At 41.4% G+C, this 17,469-nt stretch carries 33 protein-coding genes; 14 read left to right on the top strand and 19 right to left on the bottom strand.

The annotated features are described in order from the left end of the window. Nucleotides 1-225: 225 nt before the first annotated feature. From ACN0WX_RS14645 to ACN0WX_RS14560, 18 genes are read right to left on the bottom strand one after another with little or no spacing between them, the layout of a single operon-like run. Nucleotides 226-1,395 (bottom strand): hypothetical protein, encoded by a 1,170-nt coding sequence (locus tag ACN0WX_RS14645; RefSeq protein WP_417623085.1) that lies wholly within the window; start codon nt 1,393-1,395, stop codon nt 226-228. Beyond that, nucleotides 1,396-1,617 (bottom strand): hypothetical protein, encoded by a 222-nt coding sequence (locus ACN0WX_RS14640; RefSeq protein WP_417623084.1) that lies wholly within the window; start codon nt 1,615-1,617, stop codon nt 1,396-1,398. A 10-nt stretch (nt 1,618-1,627) separates the two neighbouring features. Beyond that, entirely contained in the window at nt 1,628-1,873 is a 246-nt protein-coding gene (locus ACN0WX_RS14635; protein WP_417623083.1) for a hypothetical protein, read from the bottom strand. Next, nucleotides 1,870-2,160, bottom strand: coding sequence for a hypothetical protein (locus ACN0WX_RS14630; RefSeq protein WP_417623082.1), 291 nt, complete (start codon nt 2,158-2,160; stop codon nt 1,870-1,872). The genes ACN0WX_RS14635 and ACN0WX_RS14630 overlap by 4 nt, the downstream gene beginning before the upstream one ends. A 7-nt stretch (nt 2,161-2,167) precedes the next feature. After that, nucleotides 2,168-2,455: a hypothetical protein gene (locus tag ACN0WX_RS14625; protein ID WP_417623081.1), complete on the bottom strand. Its 288-nt coding sequence runs from the start codon at nt 2,453-2,455 to the stop codon at nt 2,168-2,170. 7 nt (nt 2,456-2,462) lie between these two features. Then, the gene (locus ACN0WX_RS14620) at nt 2,463-2,759 is read right to left on the bottom strand and encodes a hypothetical protein (protein WP_417623080.1); all 297 of its coding nucleotides are present in this window, start codon (nt 2,757-2,759) and stop codon (nt 2,463-2,465) included. Then, complete coding sequence (locus tag ACN0WX_RS14615) at nt 2,756-2,986, bottom strand: hypothetical protein (RefSeq protein WP_417623079.1); 231 nt, start codon at nt 2,984-2,986, stop codon at nt 2,756-2,758. The genes ACN0WX_RS14620 and ACN0WX_RS14615 overlap by 4 nt, the downstream gene beginning before the upstream one ends. Then, nucleotides 2,970-3,377, bottom strand: coding sequence for a zinc-finger-containing protein (locus ACN0WX_RS14610; protein WP_239977027.1), 408 nt, complete (start codon nt 3,375-3,377; stop codon nt 2,970-2,972). The genes ACN0WX_RS14615 and ACN0WX_RS14610 overlap by 17 nt, the downstream gene beginning before the upstream one ends. Beyond that, nucleotides 3,374-4,006, bottom strand: coding sequence for an MT-A70 family methyltransferase (locus ACN0WX_RS14605; RefSeq protein WP_417623078.1), 633 nt, complete (start codon nt 4,004-4,006; stop codon nt 3,374-3,376). The genes ACN0WX_RS14610 and ACN0WX_RS14605 overlap by 4 nt, the downstream gene beginning before the upstream one ends. A 10-nt stretch (nt 4,007-4,016) precedes the next feature. Continuing rightward, nucleotides 4,017-4,667 (bottom strand): single-stranded DNA-binding protein, encoded by a 651-nt coding sequence (gene ssb / locus ACN0WX_RS14600; protein WP_417623077.1) that lies wholly within the window; start codon nt 4,665-4,667, stop codon nt 4,017-4,019. 50 nt (nt 4,668-4,717) lie between these two features. Beyond that, entirely contained in the window at nt 4,718-5,533 is an 816-nt protein-coding gene (locus ACN0WX_RS14595; RefSeq protein WP_417623076.1) for a DUF2303 family protein, read from the bottom strand. 41 nt (nt 5,534-5,574) lie between these two features. Beyond that, nucleotides 5,575-5,922, bottom strand: a complete 348-nt coding sequence (locus tag ACN0WX_RS14590) for a hypothetical protein (protein WP_250660200.1) — start codon at nt 5,920-5,922, stop codon at nt 5,575-5,577. A 10-nt stretch (nt 5,923-5,932) separates the two neighbouring features. Then, a complete protein-coding gene (locus tag ACN0WX_RS14585) occupies nt 5,933-6,061 on the bottom strand; it encodes a hypothetical protein (protein ID WP_417623075.1) in 129 nt (42 codons plus the stop codon). Between the two features lie 11 nt (nt 6,062-6,072). Further along, complete coding sequence (locus ACN0WX_RS14580; RefSeq protein WP_250660202.1) at nt 6,073-6,837, bottom strand: hypothetical protein; 765 nt, start codon at nt 6,835-6,837, stop codon at nt 6,073-6,075. Nucleotides 6,838-6,853: 16 nt separating this feature from the next. After that, nucleotides 6,854-7,096 carry a hypothetical protein gene (locus tag ACN0WX_RS14575; protein WP_417623074.1) on the bottom strand — a complete coding sequence of 81 codons (243 nt, stop codon included), beginning with the start codon at nt 7,094-7,096 and terminating at the stop codon, nt 6,854-6,856. A gap of 55 nt (nt 7,097-7,151) precedes the next feature. Further along, complete coding sequence (locus ACN0WX_RS14570; RefSeq protein WP_417623073.1) at nt 7,152-8,321, bottom strand: hypothetical protein; 1,170 nt, start codon at nt 8,319-8,321, stop codon at nt 7,152-7,154. Between the two features lie 15 nt (nt 8,322-8,336). Continuing rightward, nucleotides 8,337-9,263, bottom strand: a complete 927-nt coding sequence (locus ACN0WX_RS14565) for a Rad52/Rad22 family DNA repair protein (protein WP_417623072.1) — start codon at nt 9,261-9,263, stop codon at nt 8,337-8,339. A 4-nt stretch (nt 9,264-9,267) separates the two neighbouring features. Next, nucleotides 9,268-9,540, bottom strand: a complete 273-nt coding sequence (locus ACN0WX_RS14560) for a hypothetical protein (protein WP_417623071.1) — start codon at nt 9,538-9,540, stop codon at nt 9,268-9,270. Between the two features lie 142 nt (nt 9,541-9,682). Here ACN0WX_RS14560 and ACN0WX_RS14555 point away from each other — a divergent pair, with 142 nt between their 5' ends. After that, a complete protein-coding gene (locus ACN0WX_RS14555; protein WP_417623070.1) occupies nt 9,683-10,072 on the top strand; it encodes a hypothetical protein in 390 nt (129 codons plus the stop codon). A gap of 203 nt (nt 10,073-10,275) precedes the next feature. On the opposite strand, the gene ACN0WX_RS14550 is transcribed toward ACN0WX_RS14555, so the two are convergent. After that, on the bottom strand, nt 10,276-11,013 hold the full coding sequence (locus ACN0WX_RS14550) for an XRE family transcriptional regulator (protein ID WP_417623069.1): 738 nt from the start codon (nt 11,011-11,013) through the stop codon (nt 10,276-10,278). Nucleotides 11,014-11,100: 87 nt separating this feature from the next. Between ACN0WX_RS14550 and ACN0WX_RS14545 the strand changes: the two genes are divergently transcribed. From ACN0WX_RS14545 to ACN0WX_RS14485, 13 genes are all read left to right on the top strand, one after another. Continuing rightward, nucleotides 11,101-11,301, top strand: a complete 201-nt coding sequence (locus tag ACN0WX_RS14545) for a Cro/CI family transcriptional regulator (protein ID WP_417623068.1) — start codon at nt 11,101-11,103, stop codon at nt 11,299-11,301. Between the two features lie 66 nt (nt 11,302-11,367). Then, nucleotides 11,368-11,838, top strand: a complete 471-nt coding sequence (locus ACN0WX_RS14540) for a phage regulatory CII family protein (protein WP_417623067.1) — start codon at nt 11,368-11,370, stop codon at nt 11,836-11,838. After that, nucleotides 11,838-12,053 (top strand): TraR/DksA C4-type zinc finger protein, encoded by a 216-nt coding sequence (locus ACN0WX_RS14535; RefSeq protein ID WP_417623066.1) that lies wholly within the window; start codon nt 11,838-11,840, stop codon nt 12,051-12,053. Before ACN0WX_RS14540 ends, ACN0WX_RS14535 begins: the two co-directional genes overlap by 1 nt. A gap of 63 nt (nt 12,054-12,116) precedes the next feature. Further along, nucleotides 12,117-13,052 carry a replication protein gene (locus ACN0WX_RS14530; RefSeq protein ID WP_250660212.1) on the top strand — a complete coding sequence of 312 codons (936 nt, stop codon included), beginning with the start codon at nt 12,117-12,119 and terminating at the stop codon, nt 13,050-13,052. Then, nucleotides 13,052-13,621 (top strand): hypothetical protein, encoded by a 570-nt coding sequence (locus ACN0WX_RS14525; RefSeq protein WP_250660213.1) that lies wholly within the window; start codon nt 13,052-13,054, stop codon nt 13,619-13,621. Before ACN0WX_RS14530 ends, ACN0WX_RS14525 begins: the two co-directional genes overlap by 1 nt. 4 nt (nt 13,622-13,625) lie before the next feature. After that, nucleotides 13,626-14,048 (top strand): hypothetical protein, encoded by a 423-nt coding sequence (locus ACN0WX_RS14520; RefSeq protein WP_417623065.1) that lies wholly within the window; start codon nt 13,626-13,628, stop codon nt 14,046-14,048. Further along, on the top strand, nt 14,045-14,257 hold the full coding sequence (locus ACN0WX_RS14515; RefSeq protein WP_417623064.1) for a hypothetical protein: 213 nt from the start codon (nt 14,045-14,047) through the stop codon (nt 14,255-14,257). Before ACN0WX_RS14520 ends, ACN0WX_RS14515 begins: the two co-directional genes overlap by 4 nt. Then, nucleotides 14,244-14,552, top strand: a complete 309-nt coding sequence (locus ACN0WX_RS14510; RefSeq protein WP_417623063.1) for a hypothetical protein — start codon at nt 14,244-14,246, stop codon at nt 14,550-14,552. The genes ACN0WX_RS14515 and ACN0WX_RS14510 overlap by 14 nt, the downstream gene beginning before the upstream one ends. Nucleotide 14,553: 1 nt before the next feature. Continuing rightward, nucleotides 14,554-15,156 carry a DUF1367 family protein gene (locus tag ACN0WX_RS14505; protein ID WP_417623062.1) on the top strand — a complete coding sequence of 201 codons (603 nt, stop codon included), beginning with the start codon at nt 14,554-14,556 and terminating at the stop codon, nt 15,154-15,156. Between the two features lie 10 nt (nt 15,157-15,166). Next, on the top strand, nt 15,167-15,487 hold the full coding sequence (locus ACN0WX_RS14500; protein WP_417623061.1) for a DUF1364 domain-containing protein: 321 nt from the start codon (nt 15,167-15,169) through the stop codon (nt 15,485-15,487). Then, entirely contained in the window at nt 15,484-16,218 is a 735-nt protein-coding gene (locus ACN0WX_RS14495; protein ID WP_417623060.1) for a DNA-methyltransferase, read from the top strand. The genes ACN0WX_RS14500 and ACN0WX_RS14495 overlap by 4 nt, the downstream gene beginning before the upstream one ends. Next, nucleotides 16,218-16,658, top strand: a complete 441-nt coding sequence (locus tag ACN0WX_RS14490) for a hypothetical protein (RefSeq protein ID WP_417623059.1) — start codon at nt 16,218-16,220, stop codon at nt 16,656-16,658. The genes ACN0WX_RS14495 and ACN0WX_RS14490 overlap by 1 nt, the downstream gene beginning before the upstream one ends. Nucleotides 16,659-16,663: 5 nt before the next feature. Next, nucleotides 16,664-17,233, top strand: coding sequence for a hypothetical protein (locus tag ACN0WX_RS14485; RefSeq protein ID WP_417623058.1), 570 nt, complete (start codon nt 16,664-16,666; stop codon nt 17,231-17,233). Nucleotides 17,234-17,469 lie beyond the last annotated feature (236 nt).

The raw sequence follows: 17,469 nt of genomic DNA, 5'->3' as shown, positions 1-17,469 counted from the left end.
ATTTTAAAGGGTTAAAATGGTCGGCATAGCAGGATTTGAACCTGCGACCCCTGACACCCCATGTTAACAAGCTGAAATTAACTAATTCATTGTATTTAAAGCATTTATATTGATTTAACTGTATTTTTAAACAGTGTATAAAGTGCAAAAAACGCATTTAACGCATTTAATTAAATCAATAACTTAGGATCTATTTTACCACAGGCTTTTTATCTATAAACACTGTTAGATCTGAACTTTGATGTGAGGCACTTGAACCCACTCAATGCCCTTTCCAAAGCTTGTATAAATCTTTGTAGACTTGCTATCTGAATGACCCATTCTTTCTTGAGGGCTGATGCCTTGCGCTTCAATTAAGCGAGCGGCCATGCCTCTGATTTCATGGTAAGTTGGACGTTCTTCTTTTGGCAAATTAGAAAACAAACCAAGCTGATCTCGAACATTTGAAAATTCTCTACTTATGTTGTGACTAACAATTTGAGTGATATGTTTTACCTCTTTGCTCATTGGGTTGGACCTGCTCTTAGGCAGCTTATGAACAACATAAGGTGAAGCTATATTATCTCGACTGGCGTCGATAATGTCTTTAATTGTTTGGCCTATTGGTATAACTACATGCGAGGCTTCGGCCTTATGGGTTTTTTGGCGGTGAATTGCTATTTCACCATAAATAACGTCACCAGCAACGATAGTTGGTTCGTCATACCATATACAACCACATCGGCCTTGCTCGGCTTTTTTTATCTTGTACTCGATTCGTGATATTTCTAAAACTGCATGTGTTGTTTGCAGTGTTAAATCCATTGCGGTTTTAAGCCACAGCGGGGCAGCTTCACGGATCAATGTAAAAGACTTAACATCAAGCGCCTTACGCTTTTTAGCTTCTTTTGGCCGTTTAATTTTAAGCTTGGCTGGATTTTCTTTCATTTCTCCAATGTCTTTAGCATAGTCAAATACTAATTCCAAAAATCCTAACTTGCGATTATATACATTGTTGCTGGCCTTGCCGTGAAATTCGTCCATATAGTCGGTTACTGTGCCAAGATCAATCTGGTTGCCAGGCATGTTAAAGAAACCTTTAACGCGCGCCATATCATTATTCCATGTTGAAAGTAGGCTTTTGCCTGGCTCTTTATCTGTGATCATGCGTTCAAGGATCGCATCGCAGTGCTCAGCAAGCGGTGACGACTTACTATCACTAGACAAAATCACATCAAGCATTGAAGCACGTTTTAAGCGGTTGTACTCAGTTGCTATTATTATAGCTTCCGTTCTATTCTTACTGATAACTTTGCGCTCACCATTAGTAAGCGTTAAGCGGTAGCCTTTACCGCTTTCAAAGTATAAGTAGGGAGGGAGATCCCTGTTATTGTTATTTCGTTTCCTTGGTGCCATTTAACTGTTCGCCGCTAAATCAAGTGCTATTGAATGTGCCTTGCTGATTGATCCCGGTACTTGATCATCATAAATATAGGCATGTTGACCAGGGCCAATTAGTTCGCCTTTCACTGTGCCTTCAATTACCCAATTGCGCAAGCATCGCTGATTAGGCATAGACTCAGGCGAAAAATGTTGTTCAGCCCACTTACGGGCTTTCATTAGTTTTGCTTTGTTCATAAATCACCTATCAATTTAAAATTTCAACTTCATTTAACTCAAGGCTATCTAAAACCTCTTGATCGGTATCTAAAGCCCAATCCCATAAGTGCTGATTTTTACGCTTCACTATTTGCCATTTAAGATTACCAAACCTAGATATAACAATTCGGCAATTTCTAGTTACGTCCTGATCGTATTCGTAAAACCCACCATTGCCAGATAGTGCGCCGCGAAAAGTTGAAAACGTTACCTTTCTTATTTGACCTAGCTTCATAAATCACCTCTCTCATAATTTTTTAATCGCTGACTTTCTTTACTAGCAATTTCAATGTTTGGTTTTAATAGCTTTTTATTGGCATTGCCAATAGCGCTATCAGTCAGATCAAGACCTTCAAAGACTTTGGTTTTATTGTGTTCTTCTTGAATTATCTCGTTGCGTTCAAAATCGCGCATTTCAATAACTTCATCAAAATGATCTTCACAGGAAAACGCGCCGCGATATTCGTATGCTTCATTGGCCTTTAGCTTGGCTTTGCACTTTCTGCATGTGTAGTTACTCATTAGTTGCCTATTGACCTTTATTTAATAGCGAATAAAGAGTGTCGCCTTTTGTTATATGGAATTTTGAATTATCGGCCCACACAAGCCCGTCTTTCATGGTGATGGTCATTGATGTTTTATCGTAACCTGATGAAATATCGTTTGCTGCATCAGTTATTAACTTCTCAAGATCAACAACTGATATTTCTTTTTCAATATCATCATTATCATCACATCCAAGAATGTCGTTAATTAAATACGACTCAGACCAATGAATAATAACTTTTTCGATATCTTCTATTTTAATCTTACTCATAAATCACCTATGCTGTTTTCTTGTTATCAATCGGGTTTGCAGCCAAATAGATGGCACTGTTTATATGTCCTGCCACTGTATTTAAACGCTCAGCAAAACCTTCGTCTTTGTTTGGTATTTCCATATCGTAATAAGTGCGGCCTTTCACAGTGCTGTAATAAATGCGTATCTTTGGCTCGGTCATTACATCATTCATAAACAGGTGAAAATGCTTGGCTGCTTCACCTGGCTTATCAGGCATTGCTATCCGCATTTGTTGGAATAAGTGCGTTAGGTACTGTTTGCAAGTTGGTCGTTTTTTCATGGTTTCACCTTTTGCTTTACTACCTTCATTTTGTGTTCGCATTTAAAATTGCCATGCGCTGCACACTTGCTATTAACACCAGCTTTGCCGCACAGGGCAAAAGCTTTTCCTACTTTGCCTAGTACGCCATCAACTCGGCATTTATACTCATTCTTTGCCATTGATAAACCCTCTTTGTTATTGAGCGCAAACCAGTTATGCGCTCGGCGTTTAACTTGTGGTTTCATTTGTTAGCTCTATAAGTTTTGCTTTACTTAGCTCAACAACTTTCCGGCATTCCGAAACATCAAACATACCAATGTGGCAGTCCGGTCCTGCCTTATTCATTTGAGTACCCAGCCATTTGTAAGCCTCTTGGCGTTTCATTAGTTTATGGCGCCATAGTTGATCAAAGGCTCTATGAGCTGCGCTTTTCGCTTGGCGCAGTTCTTTATTTGCAAGCCTGCCTAGAGGTTTTTCTGATGTGCCGTGGCAGCCAACATAAGCGCCGCCAGGCTGACAGTTGCAGCTATAAAAAGTCATTTGATAAAGATCTTTACGATGAGGGTAAATTTCTTTACCTGTCACTTTTTTTGAAAAGTCACCGCAGTAATCACAAATAGGTGTTAATCCGTTCATGCCGCTTTCGCCTTCATATTTAATTTGCCCACTTCATTACCCCAAACAGACCAGCCTTTAACACGCTTACGAGAAAACAACTCTATACGAGGCACATCACCTGCGAGCTCTACGCATGCCTCTCTAAACTCGTTTGGCTTTTCGCTATGCTGTCCCACCTTAAAAGCACCGCTAAATATTGTGTGCTTCAAAACTTCGTCTAAGCTTTCTGGATCGAAGTGACCTACGGCTCTAACTGAGTGGCTAGCAACTTTAGGCTTGCCTTTAATTGCGATAATGGCTGACTCACTTCCACCGCGGGTCCAAAAGCCCATACCAAAAAATGGGATGTTATTTACAGTAAGTTTGTTCCATACGAAGCCATTCATATTTTTAAGCGTGAAACCCCATGCTTTCACAACGTCTAAGGCTTCTTGTGGCATTGCACCGACATACCACATAACCAATATGCAATCGTCGGCTGCAATGTCATCTATAGGCATTGCCTTCAGCTCGTTAACCGTCATAGTCGATTTATAATGATGCTCAGCTCCGCTTTTCATGCTTCCGCCTGTCTTTTTGTTGCTGAAAGACCAAGCGGGATCAGAGTAAATAAGGTTAAATTTTTGGCCTTTAAATTGTTCAAACATGGGGCCTTCCTTACATACACATCAATAGAGCAGGGTACTGCAAGCCGATTGGCGCGAACGGGATATCATCATCGTAAAAATCTACCGGTGGCTCCATTGGGTTTTGTGGCCCACCTTGTTGCTGGTTGTTATAACTGCCTTGCTGTCTATTGTTTTGTTGATTGCGCTGTGAGTTCTGTTGACCTTGCCTTGGTGCTGATTGCTGGCGTTGATTGTTGTAACCACCTTGCTGTTGGTTGTTATAACCGCCTTGTTGCTGGTTGTTGTAGCCGCCTTGTTGCTGGTTGTTGTAGCCGCCTTGTTGCTGATCTCCGCCGCGAGCGCCTAGCATTTGCATCTGTCCGCCCATATCAACAACGACTTCTGTTGTGTATTTTTCTTGGCCTGATTGGTCGGTCCATTTGCGAGTTTGCAAGCGGCCTTCAATGTAAACCTGTGAACCTTTACGCAAGTATTCACCAGCTACTTCAGCAAGTTTCCCGAACAAAATGACGCGATGCCATTCTGTGCGCTCTTGCAATTGACCTGTATTTTTATCCTTCCAACTATCAGTTGTAGCCAAACTGATATTTGCCACGCCATTGCCATTAGGCATATAACGTACTTCTGGATCTTGTCCCAAATTGCCAACCAAGATTACTTTGTTAACTCCGCGAGCCATTGTTATTCTCCTGTTATGGCCCTCGCATAAGGGCCAGTTAAAATAAAGGTTTAAATAGTGCCAATGAATGTTTGAAGCAGGTTATCTTTGAAGCCATCAACAACCAATGCCTTAAACTCGTTTGCCATATCCTCTTTTTTGGATTCGAGTTTGATAACGCGCAGGGAAACGAGAGGCTTGTCACCGCCTGTAAGTATTGATAAACGTAGCTGGAAAGTTGTTTCGCCTAAGCCTTGGTAGGGAATACATTTAAAGTCAATGAAGCTTGGCAATGCGTCACTGTTTTTTGCTTCGACACTATCTAGCGCGCTGGCTTGGTAGCCAAAGTCATCAACTTTAGAATTGATACTTCTTGCTGCTTCGATTGTTAAGTCACGCAGTTTTTTGCTGGCTTGAGCTGGTGTCATAACTTCACCAGCCGTACTTGTAATATTTAGATGGTCGGCCCAATCTTCTATAAAATCACCGGCTTCTTTCTGGCTTAACTTTGCGCCAGCTATGCTTAACAACGCTCGGTAAGCTTCTGTTCTTTTCAAGTTCAAATTCGCTGTGTGATTTTGATGCTCTGGCTGATCTTCGTTGCCGAGGTCGAATATTAATGACGCGCTCATGCTTTCGGGATCAATAAAGCACTTTGCGTTATCGTTATCGTACTCTTGCGCGTAATCAAAGAAGTCGGATGGCAGGGCCGTGTTAAAATTCAAGCGATAGCTTGCTCTAAATGGCATGTACTTCTCTAGATCCTTTACACTGAAACTGTCAGGTACTAAAGCAACAGGGACTTTTGTTGCATTAATTTGCATTAATAGCGACGGAATATTTGCAGACTCTTGGATTAGTTGAATAGCTGATTTGTCTAATGACATAACTTAATTACCTTTTGGTTTGTTTTGAAATTGATTGCTGATTACTGTTGAACCAGTGAAAATTGGCCGTTGTATTCTTCTTTCGGCTGCTCAATTGTTAGAACACCACCTTTGCCAACATAAAAAGGTGTTTCATTGGTAGCTGTCTCCGCTTTTGCCCCACGCTTTGTTAATGCTGTAAATGACACCTTGCTTGATAGCATTACCTGGTTGTTGTCACCGACCTGTTGAAATGAAAGTTCAATATTTACTTTTCCTTTGCGGTTTTTTCCGCCGTGAATAACTTGCCCTAAAGCCACTTCGCTTAGCATGTGTTGTAGCTTTGCTTTAAAAGCGCCTGCTTCAAGTTCAGAGAAAAACGCATCTACGTCTGTTTTGATTTGTGCCATTTTCGTCACCTTACTTTGTCGTTAAAATTACAACTACAGCAACAGCAACTACGCGAGCGCCGTTTACTATCGCCATTTTTAAAAAGTCTTTTTTCTTTCTCGCATCACAAGCACGAGAAGAATTACCAATTAATGCCATGTAATCGTGCATTAGTAGTGACTCCAAGAAGTATCGTAGTCATCGGGATCAAGTCCTCGATCAAGCTCTATTTGGCCTTTCATTGCATACACGTTAAATAATATTTTTTCCATTCGATATAAGCGGCCCATTGATAGAGTTTCACCTGGCTTTTTATCATCAACTTTAACTCTTAAAATATCGTATTTACCCGTCTCTTTATCTTTGCTTAAGTACAGATAAAACGAGCAATCATGTTCACTTTGGTGTTCTTGTTTATCAATGTAGATTGATAGCGAGTTACCCGGCTCAGACCATGAGTAATTGGCGTCGTTTATAATTAGGGTTATTTCTCCTTCTGCTTCATTATCTTCTTGTGCTTCTTCAAGTAGCGAATTAACGATGTAAGAAAGCGTTATGCTTTCTGGTACTTCCGCCAATATTTCTGCAAATTCTTTATCAAGAACCTCGGTGAGTCTTGAGTCATAAAAACCTTGTGCTGCAACTTTTAAACGGTTTATTACAAAGTCGTGATACGTCGGCAAGTCACCTATACTTTCTAACTGAGGCATGATGGCCTTGGTCATTTTTTCTCTTAGAGCTTTGCCTAAATCGCTGTAACTACGAAAAACATCATCTGCGGTTGACTCTATAAGAGAATCGACCTTTTTGCTGATGGCTACTTCAAGCGCTCCGGCTTGAATTTTTTCATTTAAAATACGACCGAACATTTCTTGTACTGTTGTACTACTTGGATCGATTGTTGGTGTAAATTCTTCTTTTGTTTCGTTACTCATTTTTATTCCTTATTGTTTAAGCCGCTCGGCTAGCTTTTTCTGTTGGTTTGATACCGCCAAACTCTAAGATCAACGCGTGCATTTTCTTACATACACTTACCGCTTCTGCTCGATTACGAGTGGCTTTGCAGCCAGGTAAAATCCACACTTCCACACCATCGACTTTTGATGCTTTTACGCATGCAGCGCCGATCACAATGTCTTTTGTGCGTAAGTGCTCGTTCATTCTGTGCTGCGCTATTCTTGTTACTGAACCCATGTTGATACCTTTGATAAAGGCGCGCCCGAAGGCGCTGCCGTGGTTGGAGAATGAATTAAGCTGCTAGCGCTTTGTTTAATTCTGCTTCTAAGAAAAGAATGTGACTTTCCGCTACTTCTAGCTGATCACATACACTGTCTAATACGTCGCTCTCTGCACGCTCTTGATCACTAGGCCATACTTGCAACGGTTGATAGCCAGTGATTTCTTTCGAGCTTTCAAAAACGTCAGAGTGAATAGTGCTGCCAAGTAACGGAGTATTTTCGTCTAGCTCAGTATGAATAGCCGTTGTTTGCGTATCGCTAGCTGGCTCGTTTTCGTAGGTCGGCGCTGCTTCGTGAGTGGTTTCTTGTGGAGCATGTTCTGCTTGTGTTTGAACTTGCGCGGCTTCAACCAGCTTGGCTTGTGTAAGCATCATGCGCAATTGCTGAATTACCTGTGCTTGAAGCTGGATAACTTCATCTAAACGTTGACCAAAATCATTAGCGCTTGGCGCGTAGTTCTCAAGTTGAGTAATGCGGTCTTGGATCATTTGGCTTGGTTTGCCTAAATATTCCATTGGATTGTTGCGCAGGTTGTTAATGCGGTTTTCAATGGTGCGCTCTTTTTCGAGTTGCGCTTGTTGTGCGCGTAGCTCTTCGCGTTCAGCTTCAACTTTTTCATTCGCTTTTGCTGTTTGATACATTTCATTAAGCGTGTCGATCACTTCTTTTTTAGTGTCGATAGCTTCGTGAATAACGTCCTTATGGAAAACGTCTGTTTCAATTAAATCCACAGATTCTAGTGCGTCAGCAATGTATTGTGAGTCTTTACCTTTGCATTGCTGAATAAAGCCTTTAATGTCGGCAATTTCCAATCGTTGCTTTTCAAGCATTGCGTCATGCTCAGCTTTGATTCTGGCCGCTTCTTCTTTGCGGTGCTTATCTTCTTCTTCAAATGCGATGACGATAGGATCATAAATCTCGTTAACTTTAGAAATTAAATCGTCGCCGTGGCCTTTTAGCTCGCTTGTAAAGCTAATACGACGATCATTGATTGCCTTGGTTAGCTTGTTACGTTCAGTGCGGATTTTACGAGCTTCTTTAAAGTCGCCATCATCTTTCATGTTTAACGTGAATGATTTAGGGTACTTCTTGCGTAAATCTGCTAAACCTTGCTTTGTTAGGTCCTGCTGAAAAACAACTTCTACTAGGTTTGTTGCAGTGCTTTGCTTTGATGTAGTCATGGTGCTATGCTCCATTTAGTTTCTTAGGTTGATTAGTGCTTGTTGATGCGCTTCGTTTACCTGGCTAACAAAATTGGTTGCGTCAATTTTGTTAGCTCTACAATGGCCCTTAACCTCTTGAAGCAATTTTTTATGGTTAAGGTTTAAAATTGATTCGTTCTCGGCGCTTGTAACAAGATCGCCAATTCGCGTGTTAAGCCACGACAAAAACTGCTTGTTTTTGCTGACAGTGGTTTCTTCTTGTTGCTTTTCCAGCCCTGGCTTAGTTTTGTCTTTGATTGCTGTAGCCTGGTCCCTTAAGTCGATTCTGTTGAGCGCTTCGGCTGCTCGATACGCAACCGTGTATGCTGTTTTAAGTTCGTCGAGTGAGTTAGCAGAACCAATAGCGTCAAGGTAAGGTTGAAAGTCAGCTCTTGGTAAAGCCCATGCAGGCAAAACAGGTGGGAACCAATAACACTCAATAGAGTCTTGTTTGCGCTTATTGCGGTTATCTTTATAAACACGCACATAATGCCCGTCGTTTTTAGCGTCCGCTCCCGCTTCGTTTTTGGTGATTACATTCACATAATCAGCTTCTAGCGCGTACAAGTAACGGCCTATGCCAAAATGAACAGCCGCACGCTTCATTGAGCCAGACAACGCGCCTTTTAGTTTTTCAATCGATGTAAACTCAGCGCCGTCGTACTTAGTGATCCACTCGTTATCAACACGAATAGATAAACCACATAAATAGCCGCTTTCTGTTTTTTCGTATTCGTTGCGCCAATTCATTGGGCCTAGAACTTCATCAAGTCGCGCTTGAATGGCGCGGTTATCAACATAAGCAATGGCACGAACCCAAGGCTTGCCTTGAAATGAAATGCCACTGGCTTGTACGCGCCACTCTAAATGCTCAGGCTCGAAAGGGTCGGCTAGTCGTTGGAATATTTGCTTAGCGTCCATGGTCTTAGCTCACTAGATCGAGAGGGCAGTTAAGCTGATTAAGCTCGTCAGTTACTGCATTGATTTTTTGAGCTGAATCTTTCGCATTTAGCAAGATGGTTTCTAAGGCAACAGTCTCGTTTGACTCGTCTTTTATGAATATTGAAACCACATCATTAGCTGGTGAAATATTCACGCAAGCTGTGTGCTTAGCTAGTGCGAAAGTAAGTGATGCTGAAATTAAGCGGTGCAATGCCAATTCAACAGACTGTTTAAGTTGGTTAGTGTTGCTGTCCATGTTGATACTCACGACTGTTATTAAAGTTACATCAAAGGTAATTTAAATTACATCGTGAGTCAATGAGAAATGTAACTAAAATTACATTTATTTTTTATATTGCTTTATCTACTATGAAAAGAAAGCTCAAAAAGGACTTGAAATGTTTAGTTTTTTTAAGAAAAAAGAAAAAAATAATAGGGATTTATTTAGGGCGAGATTAAAACTTGTTTTAGATGAAATTTACAACTCTGACGATCACGTTCAAATAACCATAGGGAAAGCTATATATATGGCTGACACTATCTTTCAGCAGACATTCCCTACACCTGACGACTTCGTTAATTTACCGCATCATGCCAAGCTGGAATATTTGAATCAGTTTTCAACAGCAAGAATGAATATAGAAGAAAAAACAGGAAGCAAGCTTTACGCTTTAGGTTTTGAGATTTATGAAATGTGGCTGGGAATAGTATCAGTGAAAGATAAAGCATTATTTTATGAATTTGTAGATGACATTACATTTTTTTGCGACATTGGGGAAGAGCAATGAAAAGCAGGCGGCATGAATACATAAAGCTATTTTAGGTTTTTGCTTTTTTAATTGGCTTAATTTGTTTATATATTTTTTATACCAAAAACGGCAACTCTGTGCATTGTAAAGAACTTAGGCAATGCAAAATCGGATGCCTCAGCAAAGTTGCTTTCTAGCGCTTGCCATAGAGAGTAACCGCAAAAGAAATAATTTTATTATTACTATTGCGGCAGAAGAACAGAATACCAAAAAACAGAACCTAGAACTTTGATTTTTTTTGCTTCTTCTTGGTTATAATCTTCATCTGGAAAGTCATCTCTGTTGAAGCTTCTTAGCCTTAAGCCGCCGCCAGGCAATCTGTGTACGACTTTTATCCGCAAAAATCCATCATGATCTAAAGCATACATAAATCCATCTTTAATTGTTTTAGACGCAGTGTTTATTCCTACTGTGGACTTGTCAGGTAGTATAGGGCTCATGCTGTCACCGCTAACAGTAACGCACGCGGCAGCACTTGGATCAACATTGTACCGACGCAGAGTTGTCCTTGAAAATCTCAATTTAAAAGTTGAGTTCTCTTTTGTAACCAACGATCCTGATCCAGCCGCCAATTCAACCTCCTTGAAAAATGGAACCTCTACTTCATCATCATGTAAAGGTGTAGAGCCATCCCACTGCTCTAAACATCCAACTTCGCTAACTTCACTTGATTTAACCTCTGAAATGCCATTGATAATATAGGCAGGAGTGGTATTTAAGGCTTTGGCAAGGTTTAGTAAATTCTTTCCTGACGGACTGTTCTTTCCGCTTTCATAATGCGTGATCGTTACTCGTGTTACGCCACACAGTTCGGCAACTTTTTCTTGTGATAGCTTTGCGGATTTACGCAACAGCTTAATTCGTTCATTTATTTTCATGTAACCAATGTTACATGAGTTTTCTGATTTAATCACTGTCATAAAAGTTACCTAACTTAAAAGGGTTTGTAATTAAAGTTACTATGATCTATTATCTTGTTACTAAAGTAACATTAACGGATCTTGGCTATGTATAAGCAAACTGTAATTGACCATTTTGGCGGAGTTGTAAAAACAGCTGAGAAGTTGGGAATTACTCATGCTGGTGTCTCTCGGTGGGGGGAAATCATTCCTAAAGGCAGAGCATTAGAATTTCAACTAATCACAAAGGGCGCGCTCAAAGTGGACCTGTCTCTTTATAAGAAAGATCAATCAAAGTCAGCAGCCTAGGGAATAATATAAATGCTTTTATCAAAGAAAGGTACGTGTGACGCACCACCTAGCGCACGATGCCCTATGGCCGCCGCCGAAAGCTTTAAGGCTGATTACAACATTGCCGAGCTAGCACGCAGCATGGGTGCTAACCCTACAGTGCTTAGAAGTAAGTTAGATGATGCTTGCGATACGCACATTTTAGGCTTTAGAGAGGTTATCGCTATTACGCACCTCACCCGTGATCATCGTTGCCTGCAAGCGTGGGCCTTTAGCTTAGGTAAAGCGCTTATTTCTTTGCCCGATCCTGCAGGTTTGTCGGATGACGAGTTGTCCGATCAAATTCTTTCGCTTCAAATTGCTGTTGGCGACTTTGCAAAAGAGTTAAAAACGGCACGCGATGACGGAATGATCACCAAGGATGACTTTAAAAAAGTACAAGCGTCAATTCGCAAAATACTTGAAGTCACACTGCAATTAAACGCAGAGCTTGAGCAAACAGTCCGAGACACACCACCAACACCACCAACAAGAACAGCATTGAGAGCAGCTTAATGGACGCAGCAGATAACGCACAAATAGAAATTGAGCGCGAACAGTCGCGAGCACTTGAAAACATAAAAGGGAATACGGTTGAACCTTCCGAAGAATGTATAGAGTGCGGCAACGAAATACCAGAAGAAAGACAGCAAGCAGTGAATACCAACTTGTGTATTGGTTGCGCAGAAATGCGCGAGTTGCACAGCCGAAACTACGCAACTCGCAGATAAAACAAAACCCGCTTCAAATAGCTTTGGTCGGCTAAAGCGGGTTCAGTAATAACAGGAGTAATTATGGCTAATTTAGCAGAAATTTACAAGTTCCCTGTATCGCAGGATGAACCAACATGCAATCAAGTGGTACGGCATGAGCATAAAGATGGTGGGTATGTGAAAGCTGATATTGAAAACGGCTACGACAGGCTTGCGCAAAAACTAACGGACACGCTTGCTAATCCGCCAGTGAAGCTAAGTGCGCGTGAGTATCAAATAATTTTTGCTGTTATTGGTAAAACGTTTCGTTGGCAGAAAAAAGTAGATTGGATCACGAATACTCAGCTTAGTAATTTGACTGGTATTGACAGTACAAACATTGGAAAAATTATAAAAGGTTTGGTGTCAAAAAAAGTGCTGGTTCGCGATGGTAAAAGTACAGGTGTGAATCCTGTTGTGAGTGACTGGGTTGAAATTGAGACTAGTCAGAAACAACTAAAAACTAGTCAAAAACGACTAGTTAAAAACGACTCTAAAACTAGTCAAAAACGACTAGCAGACTCGTCAAAAACGACTAAAAAACTAGTCGAAAATGACTGCCACATAAGAAAAGAAACTAATACAAAAGATAATAATAAAAAAAGTACCAAAAAAAGCCCGCTCGAATTATTTGATTTTTCTCTGTGGCCACAAATGCCATCACAACAAATTTTTGATGATTGGGTTGCAATGCGAAAAGCAAAGAAGGCGCCACTAAGCCAGACAGTGATAAACACTTTTGGTAACCAACTCACAATAGCTTTTGATAACGGCATTAGCGTTGATGATTGTTTGTCTGAGTGCATAACTAGAAATTGGCAGGGTTTCAAATACAACTGGATAGCGAATTCAAATCAAAATAACTATGCGCCAAGCCATTTCAGCCAGCGGCAAAACGGGAACGTTGGCGATCAGCTGGCAGCGCTTCAGCAATCAGTCGCGCACATACCAACACCACACGATGACGAGGTTCTTTGATGAATACTCAAATATCAAAAATAAACCAGACCGACAAACGACAAGCCAATGACGTTCTTGTAAAACTGATCAGCGACGAGGTGTTGCCATCGCTTAAAGCATACTACCCAAACAGCGATTTTAACTGGCGCGGAAACCTGGTGATGTTTGCAAACGAATATGCCAAACAGCTGTACGGTATGGGGATCATTGCTAAGCATGTTCGTGCAGCGCTTGAAATGGCCCGTTTACTTTCGACAAGTGAGCGGTACGCGCCTAATCCTATCGAGTTCAAAATCTTATGCTTGCAATCTCGCGGCATGCCAACACTTGCGCAGTGTATGGCTGAGATAAACGAGCAGCGAATTAAAAACTACGGAAAGGACAAAGAATGGTCTGAGCCTTTAGTTTACTGGTTAAACCAAAAAATCGCTGCAGCTAGAGCCAACATTGCTGATAGCGCATGGCAAAAAATGGCTAAGGAACAGTACACAATCCTTGCTGATCTTTACGGCAAAAATGAATTAAGTCCGATACCGTTAAAGATTGAGCATAACGCGCCGCCGGCTTACCTAAAGTACGTGGGATAGAGCAATGAAATCCTACGAACAAGACCAAAAGCAATTTATTCGAGCACTAAAAGAGATTTTAGGGGATAGCTACTGGTCAGTGGTTAACGATGCACGAAAAGCTAAAGCAGCGATGTTAGACGGTGTTCGCAATCCAACACCGAGACAAATCAATTTAGCTACGGCAGCAGGTAACAGAGTTATGGCCGAGGCTGCAAAGCAGGTTGGAGTGCCTAGTGTTGCGCAATACGTCAAGGATCAGAAAGAAGCGGCTAAGGCCAAGCACGCACAGCGCAATAAAACACACAGCCAAAACAGACAAGCAGCTCGACGTATTGAAAACGTAAAAGCAACACCAGGCAATTTTGCATCAAGCAAGGTGCCGCCAACGCAAGGTTACTCGCTCAATGACTCGTTAGAGCAAATATTCAAGGCGGTGAGAGCATGAAGTTACGTGATATTGAGGATGGCACTGAATTTATATTGAAGCGAAACGGTAAAGCGTACAAGAAAAGCGCTTTATACAAATCACCAAGCTTTGACTTGTACGTTTGCACAGAAGTCTTAAGCATAAAAACTGGCCGTAAATTTAATTTACACGGCGGCTGTGAAATTGAAATTTTAAACAAAGAGGAAAAAACCAATGTCAGCAACTAAGAAAAGCACATTACAGCAACTATCACCAACTGGCGAACTGATCAGCGACGGTTTCTTATCAGCGGCAAAAAGTCATGCGGCTAAAGCTATTCAAGATGGCGTACAGCCCAATATTAACAAGGCTACAGAGTTGTTAGTCAAATCTACAACCGTGATCACAGAGCGCTATAACTTGCCGCGAGACTTGCGCGACGCATTGCTATCAGCAACGGCAGAGGTTTTAAAACTTGCTCACAGAGAGGAAGTTCAAAAGCAAGAAGCTGAAACGCAGCCGCAAAAAGAAAAGGCCGCTTAAAATGCCAGCCGAATTAACGTTAGTTAAACGCCAAGACGGATTGATGGAAGCAGCAACACAAGCTGACTTTGACACTCTGAGTAATTGGCGACCGGGCCGAGGTTATAAAGTGAACGCTGTTAGATTGAGCGATCGCGCTCTTGGCTATCATCGTCGCTATTGGGCCGGACTTATCGCTTTAACGCTTGACTATTGGCAACCAACTGGCGGCTTGATAGGAAGCAGTGAAAAAGCGGTGTTAACTAGCGTTATTCGATACGCAGAGTTACAAGGCGCAGAGACAAGCGGCCTTAAAACATTTTTCAATGCGTATCTATCTAACCTTAAAACCAAGCGTGCTAGCACAGTAGAAGTGCCACACAAAAGCAAGGAAGCACTGCACGAATGGATAAAAGAAGAAGCTGGCTTGTTTGATTTAGTTATGACACCTAAAGGAGCTAAACGGGTAACTAAATCTATTAACTTCAACTCAATGAGCGACGAAGAATTTAGAGAGTTTTACAAAAAGGCGTTCACTGTTTGCTGGAATTTTGTTTTATCAAAAACATTCGATGATCCAGAAGAAGCAGAACATGCAGCACATCAACTAATAGCACTTGGATAACGAGAACAACATGAGCTTTATAAAAAGAAAACCAGTTTTTAGTAAGAAAATACGCGAAAGCGCCAAGGGCCAAGAGTGTCAAGTTCGCATACCAGGCGTATGTAACTTTGATCCGTCAACAACGGTATTGGCCCATGTTGGTCGCGGTTCGGGCATATCGCAAAAATGTGATGATATTCATGCGACTTATGCTTGCTCAAATTGCCATGACGCAATAGACGGACGGACATCATTAGGCGATCAGCGTTTAATTCGGCTAAACGCATACGAGGGCATGCTAAGAACGCAAGTCATCTTGCTGGAAGAAGGATTGATTGAGGTGAACCAATGATGAATTTGATCAATGGAGATTGTTTGGAAGAGTTAGGCAAACTCGATGACAACAGCGTGGACTTAATTCTAGTCGATCCACCTTACGGTACCACAATGTGTAAATGGGATTCAGTATTGGATCTTTCAAAAATGTGGCAACAAGTAAGCAGAGTTGCAAAAGAAAGGTCAGCAATTGTTTTTACGGCTGCACAACCTTTTACTAGCATTTTAATTTGCAGCAACATAAAGCTATTTAAGTATGATTTAGTATGGGACAAACCGAATGGTACCGGATTTTTTAACGCTAAAAAAATGCCGCTAAGAAACCATGAGTCAATACTTGTTTTTTACGACAAGTTACCGACATACAACCCACAAAAAACAGAGGGGCACCCTCGTAGAACAGCTAAAATAAGTAGTGTGAACAGTGAGTGTTACGGTAAAGGGTTTAAAAAAACAAATTACGATAGTACATCACGCTACCCTAGAAGCATCCAAAAGTTCTCAAGCGATAAGCGAAAATCAAATCTTCACCCGACACAAAAGCCGCTAGCTTTAATGGAATGGCTTGTAAAAACTTACAGTAATAAAGGGGATGTAGTTTTAGATTTTACAATGGGTAGCGGTACCACAGGCGTTGCAGCAAAAAAACTAGGTAGAAAGTTCATAGGCATTGAACTAGACAAGAATTACTTTGACATTGCTAAGGAGAGAATAAGCAAAACGGAAAAACACAAGGCTGCAGCATAATGAATATAACAATAGGCATAGATCCAGACACAGATAAAAGCGGCATAGCCATAGTAGTTAATAAACAGATTATCGACCTAGCAACGGTAAAGCTTTTTGATTTAATCGAGTATTTAGACGCAGCAGGACCAAAAGACACAATTATCGTAAAAGTCGAAGATCCAAACATGATAAAACCGCTGTTTGGCGAGAAGGCTAAGAACAAACGAGCGATACGCGAAAAAATATGCCAAGACGTTGGCGGCTGTAAAGCTGTGGCCCGACTTATATGCGAACTGCTAGAAAGCCACAACTACAAAGTAATCAAAGTAAGACCGCTAAAGGGGCCAATAAAACGCCAAGCTAAAAATGACGGCAATTATTTCAACAAGATCACAGGCTGGAAAGGCCGCACAAACGAAGATAAACGTGACGCAGCAATGATTGCGCTTTGGGGGTAAATAGAATGCAGCCGATCAAACTACTAGCAAAACTAACAACTAAAACACTTAATCTAACTGGTACGTTTGGCGGCAGCGGTCAAGACGTTATCGACTGGAGAGCGGCAGCACATGCACTAGCGGGCTTACCGCCTTGTCAGACTAGCTGGGCCTACTTTAGATATGTTGGTGAAGAAACAAGGCTAAAGCGTGTAGTACGTTCTTTAACTATGCATGCAACGCTTTTTATCAAGATACGGCAGTACAAGATAAAGCCTGACACATTAAACGGCCTGGTAATGTCAGCAGTGTATGAGCACGTACAGCCGGTATGTGGTGAATGTGATGGCAGTGGGTTAGCGCCAGGCGAGAAAGCAACAAGTATAAATCCAGAAATTTGCACACATTGCCATGGCAGAGGACGCAAACCAATATCAAAAAGAAGCCGGTGCCAAATAATCGGTATCAACCACAAAAGCTACAGCTGTGCTCATGATGAAGTGACCAAGGAGCTTTTAAGGCTAATAAGCGAGTGGGAGCGAGACATATTTAAAAATATTCACGAAAAAATGGCAGAGGACGACAACGCAGCATGATAACAGCAGCGGAATTGGCAAACGCAGTTAATCGATTGCCGGATCCTGATACGTTTAGTTATGACTCTATTCAAATAATACTGCATAACGTTTTGGAGCCGTCAGTCAACAGTAAGAACGCCAATGTTAAAACAACATATATGCAACAGAGCACGGTGACTTTTGTTAGACGTAATATTTTTGGCGTTAACACATGGACATTAGAGAGCGTAGAGATCAAAAATACGGCATAGATG

The organism is Parasphingorhabdus sp., from assembly GCF_048269915.1.
In the GTDB taxonomy this organism is placed as follows: Bacteria; Pseudomonadota; Alphaproteobacteria; order Sphingomonadales; family Sphingomonadaceae; genus Parasphingorhabdus.
The sequence above is the reverse complement of the archived record's forward strand: the minus strand, read 5'-3'. Positions and strand labels throughout refer to the sequence as shown.

Coding starts and splice junctions, on each gene's coding strand:
- ACN0WX_RS14590 (WP_250660200.1), bottom strand. CDS start 5,922: ATGGCACAAATCAAAACAGACGTAGATGCGTTTTTCTCTGAACTTGAA.
- ACN0WX_RS14510 (WP_417623063.1), top strand. CDS start 14,244: ATGTCAGCAACTAAGAAAAGCACATTACAGCAACTATCACCAACTGGC.
- ACN0WX_RS14500 (WP_417623061.1), top strand. CDS start 15,167: ATGAGCTTTATAAAAAGAAAACCAGTTTTTAGTAAGAAAATACGCGAA.
- ACN0WX_RS14495 (WP_417623060.1), top strand. CDS start 15,484: ATGATGAATTTGATCAATGGAGATTGTTTGGAAGAGTTAGGCAAACTC.
- ACN0WX_RS14565 (WP_417623072.1), bottom strand. CDS start 9,263: ATGGACGCTAAGCAAATATTCCAACGACTAGCCGACCCTTTCGAGCCT.
- ACN0WX_RS14555 (WP_417623070.1), top strand. CDS start 9,683: ATGTTTAGTTTTTTTAAGAAAAAAGAAAAAAATAATAGGGATTTATTT.
- ACN0WX_RS14530 (WP_250660212.1), top strand. CDS start 12,117: ATGGCTAATTTAGCAGAAATTTACAAGTTCCCTGTATCGCAGGATGAA.
- ssb (WP_417623077.1), bottom strand. CDS start 4,667: ATGGCTCGCGGAGTTAACAAAGTAATCTTGGTTGGCAATTTGGGACAA.
- ACN0WX_RS14525 (WP_250660213.1), top strand. CDS start 13,052: ATGAATACTCAAATATCAAAAATAAACCAGACCGACAAACGACAAGCC.
- ACN0WX_RS14540 (WP_417623067.1), top strand. CDS start 11,368: ATGGCCGCCGCCGAAAGCTTTAAGGCTGATTACAACATTGCCGAGCTA.
- ACN0WX_RS14645 (WP_417623085.1), bottom strand. CDS start 1,395: ATGGCACCAAGGAAACGAAATAACAATAACAGGGATCTCCCTCCCTAC.
- ACN0WX_RS14615 (WP_417623079.1), bottom strand. CDS start 2,986: ATGAAACCACAAGTTAAACGCCGAGCGCATAACTGGTTTGCGCTCAAT.
- ACN0WX_RS14515 (WP_417623064.1), top strand. CDS start 14,045: ATGAAGTTACGTGATATTGAGGATGGCACTGAATTTATATTGAAGCGA.
- ACN0WX_RS14610 (WP_239977027.1), bottom strand. CDS start 3,377: ATGAACGGATTAACACCTATTTGTGATTACTGCGGTGACTTTTCAAAA.
- ACN0WX_RS14620 (WP_417623080.1), bottom strand. CDS start 2,759: ATGAAAAAACGACCAACTTGCAAACAGTACCTAACGCACTTATTCCAA.
- ACN0WX_RS14485 (WP_417623058.1), top strand. CDS start 16,664: ATGCAGCCGATCAAACTACTAGCAAAACTAACAACTAAAACACTTAAT.
- ACN0WX_RS14625 (WP_417623081.1), bottom strand. CDS start 2,455: ATGAGTAAGATTAAAATAGAAGATATCGAAAAAGTTATTATTCATTGG.
- ACN0WX_RS14520 (WP_417623065.1), top strand. CDS start 13,626: ATGAAATCCTACGAACAAGACCAAAAGCAATTTATTCGAGCACTAAAA.
- ACN0WX_RS14545 (WP_417623068.1), top strand. CDS start 11,101: ATGTATAAGCAAACTGTAATTGACCATTTTGGCGGAGTTGTAAAAACA.
- ACN0WX_RS14505 (WP_417623062.1), top strand. CDS start 14,554: ATGCCAGCCGAATTAACGTTAGTTAAACGCCAAGACGGATTGATGGAA.
- ACN0WX_RS14560 (WP_417623071.1), bottom strand. CDS start 9,540: ATGGACAGCAACACTAACCAACTTAAACAGTCTGTTGAATTGGCATTG.
- ACN0WX_RS14575 (WP_417623074.1), bottom strand. CDS start 7,096: ATGGGTTCAGTAACAAGAATAGCGCAGCACAGAATGAACGAGCACTTA.
- ACN0WX_RS14550 (WP_417623069.1), bottom strand. CDS start 11,013: ATGACAGTGATTAAATCAGAAAACTCATGTAACATTGGTTACATGAAA.
- ACN0WX_RS14640 (WP_417623084.1), bottom strand. CDS start 1,617: ATGAACAAAGCAAAACTAATGAAAGCCCGTAAGTGGGCTGAACAACAT.
- ACN0WX_RS14630 (WP_417623082.1), bottom strand. CDS start 2,160: ATGAGTAACTACACATGCAGAAAGTGCAAAGCCAAGCTAAAGGCCAAT.
- ACN0WX_RS14595 (WP_417623076.1), bottom strand. CDS start 5,533: ATGTCATTAGACAAATCAGCTATTCAACTAATCCAAGAGTCTGCAAAT.
- ACN0WX_RS14605 (WP_417623078.1), bottom strand. CDS start 4,006: ATGTTTGAACAATTTAAAGGCCAAAAATTTAACCTTATTTACTCTGAT.
- ACN0WX_RS14535 (WP_417623066.1), top strand. CDS start 11,838: ATGGACGCAGCAGATAACGCACAAATAGAAATTGAGCGCGAACAGTCG.
- ACN0WX_RS14570 (WP_417623073.1), bottom strand. CDS start 8,321: ATGACTACATCAAAGCAAAGCACTGCAACAAACCTAGTAGAAGTTGTT.
- ACN0WX_RS14580 (WP_250660202.1), bottom strand. CDS start 6,837: ATGAGTAACGAAACAAAAGAAGAATTTACACCAACAATCGATCCAAGT.
- ACN0WX_RS14635 (WP_417623083.1), bottom strand. CDS start 1,873: ATGAAGCTAGGTCAAATAAGAAAGGTAACGTTTTCAACTTTTCGCGGC.
- ACN0WX_RS14490 (WP_417623059.1), top strand. CDS start 16,218: ATGAATATAACAATAGGCATAGATCCAGACACAGATAAAAGCGGCATA.
- ACN0WX_RS14585 (WP_417623075.1), bottom strand. CDS start 6,061: ATGGCATTAATTGGTAATTCTTCTCGTGCTTGTGATGCGAGAAAGAAA.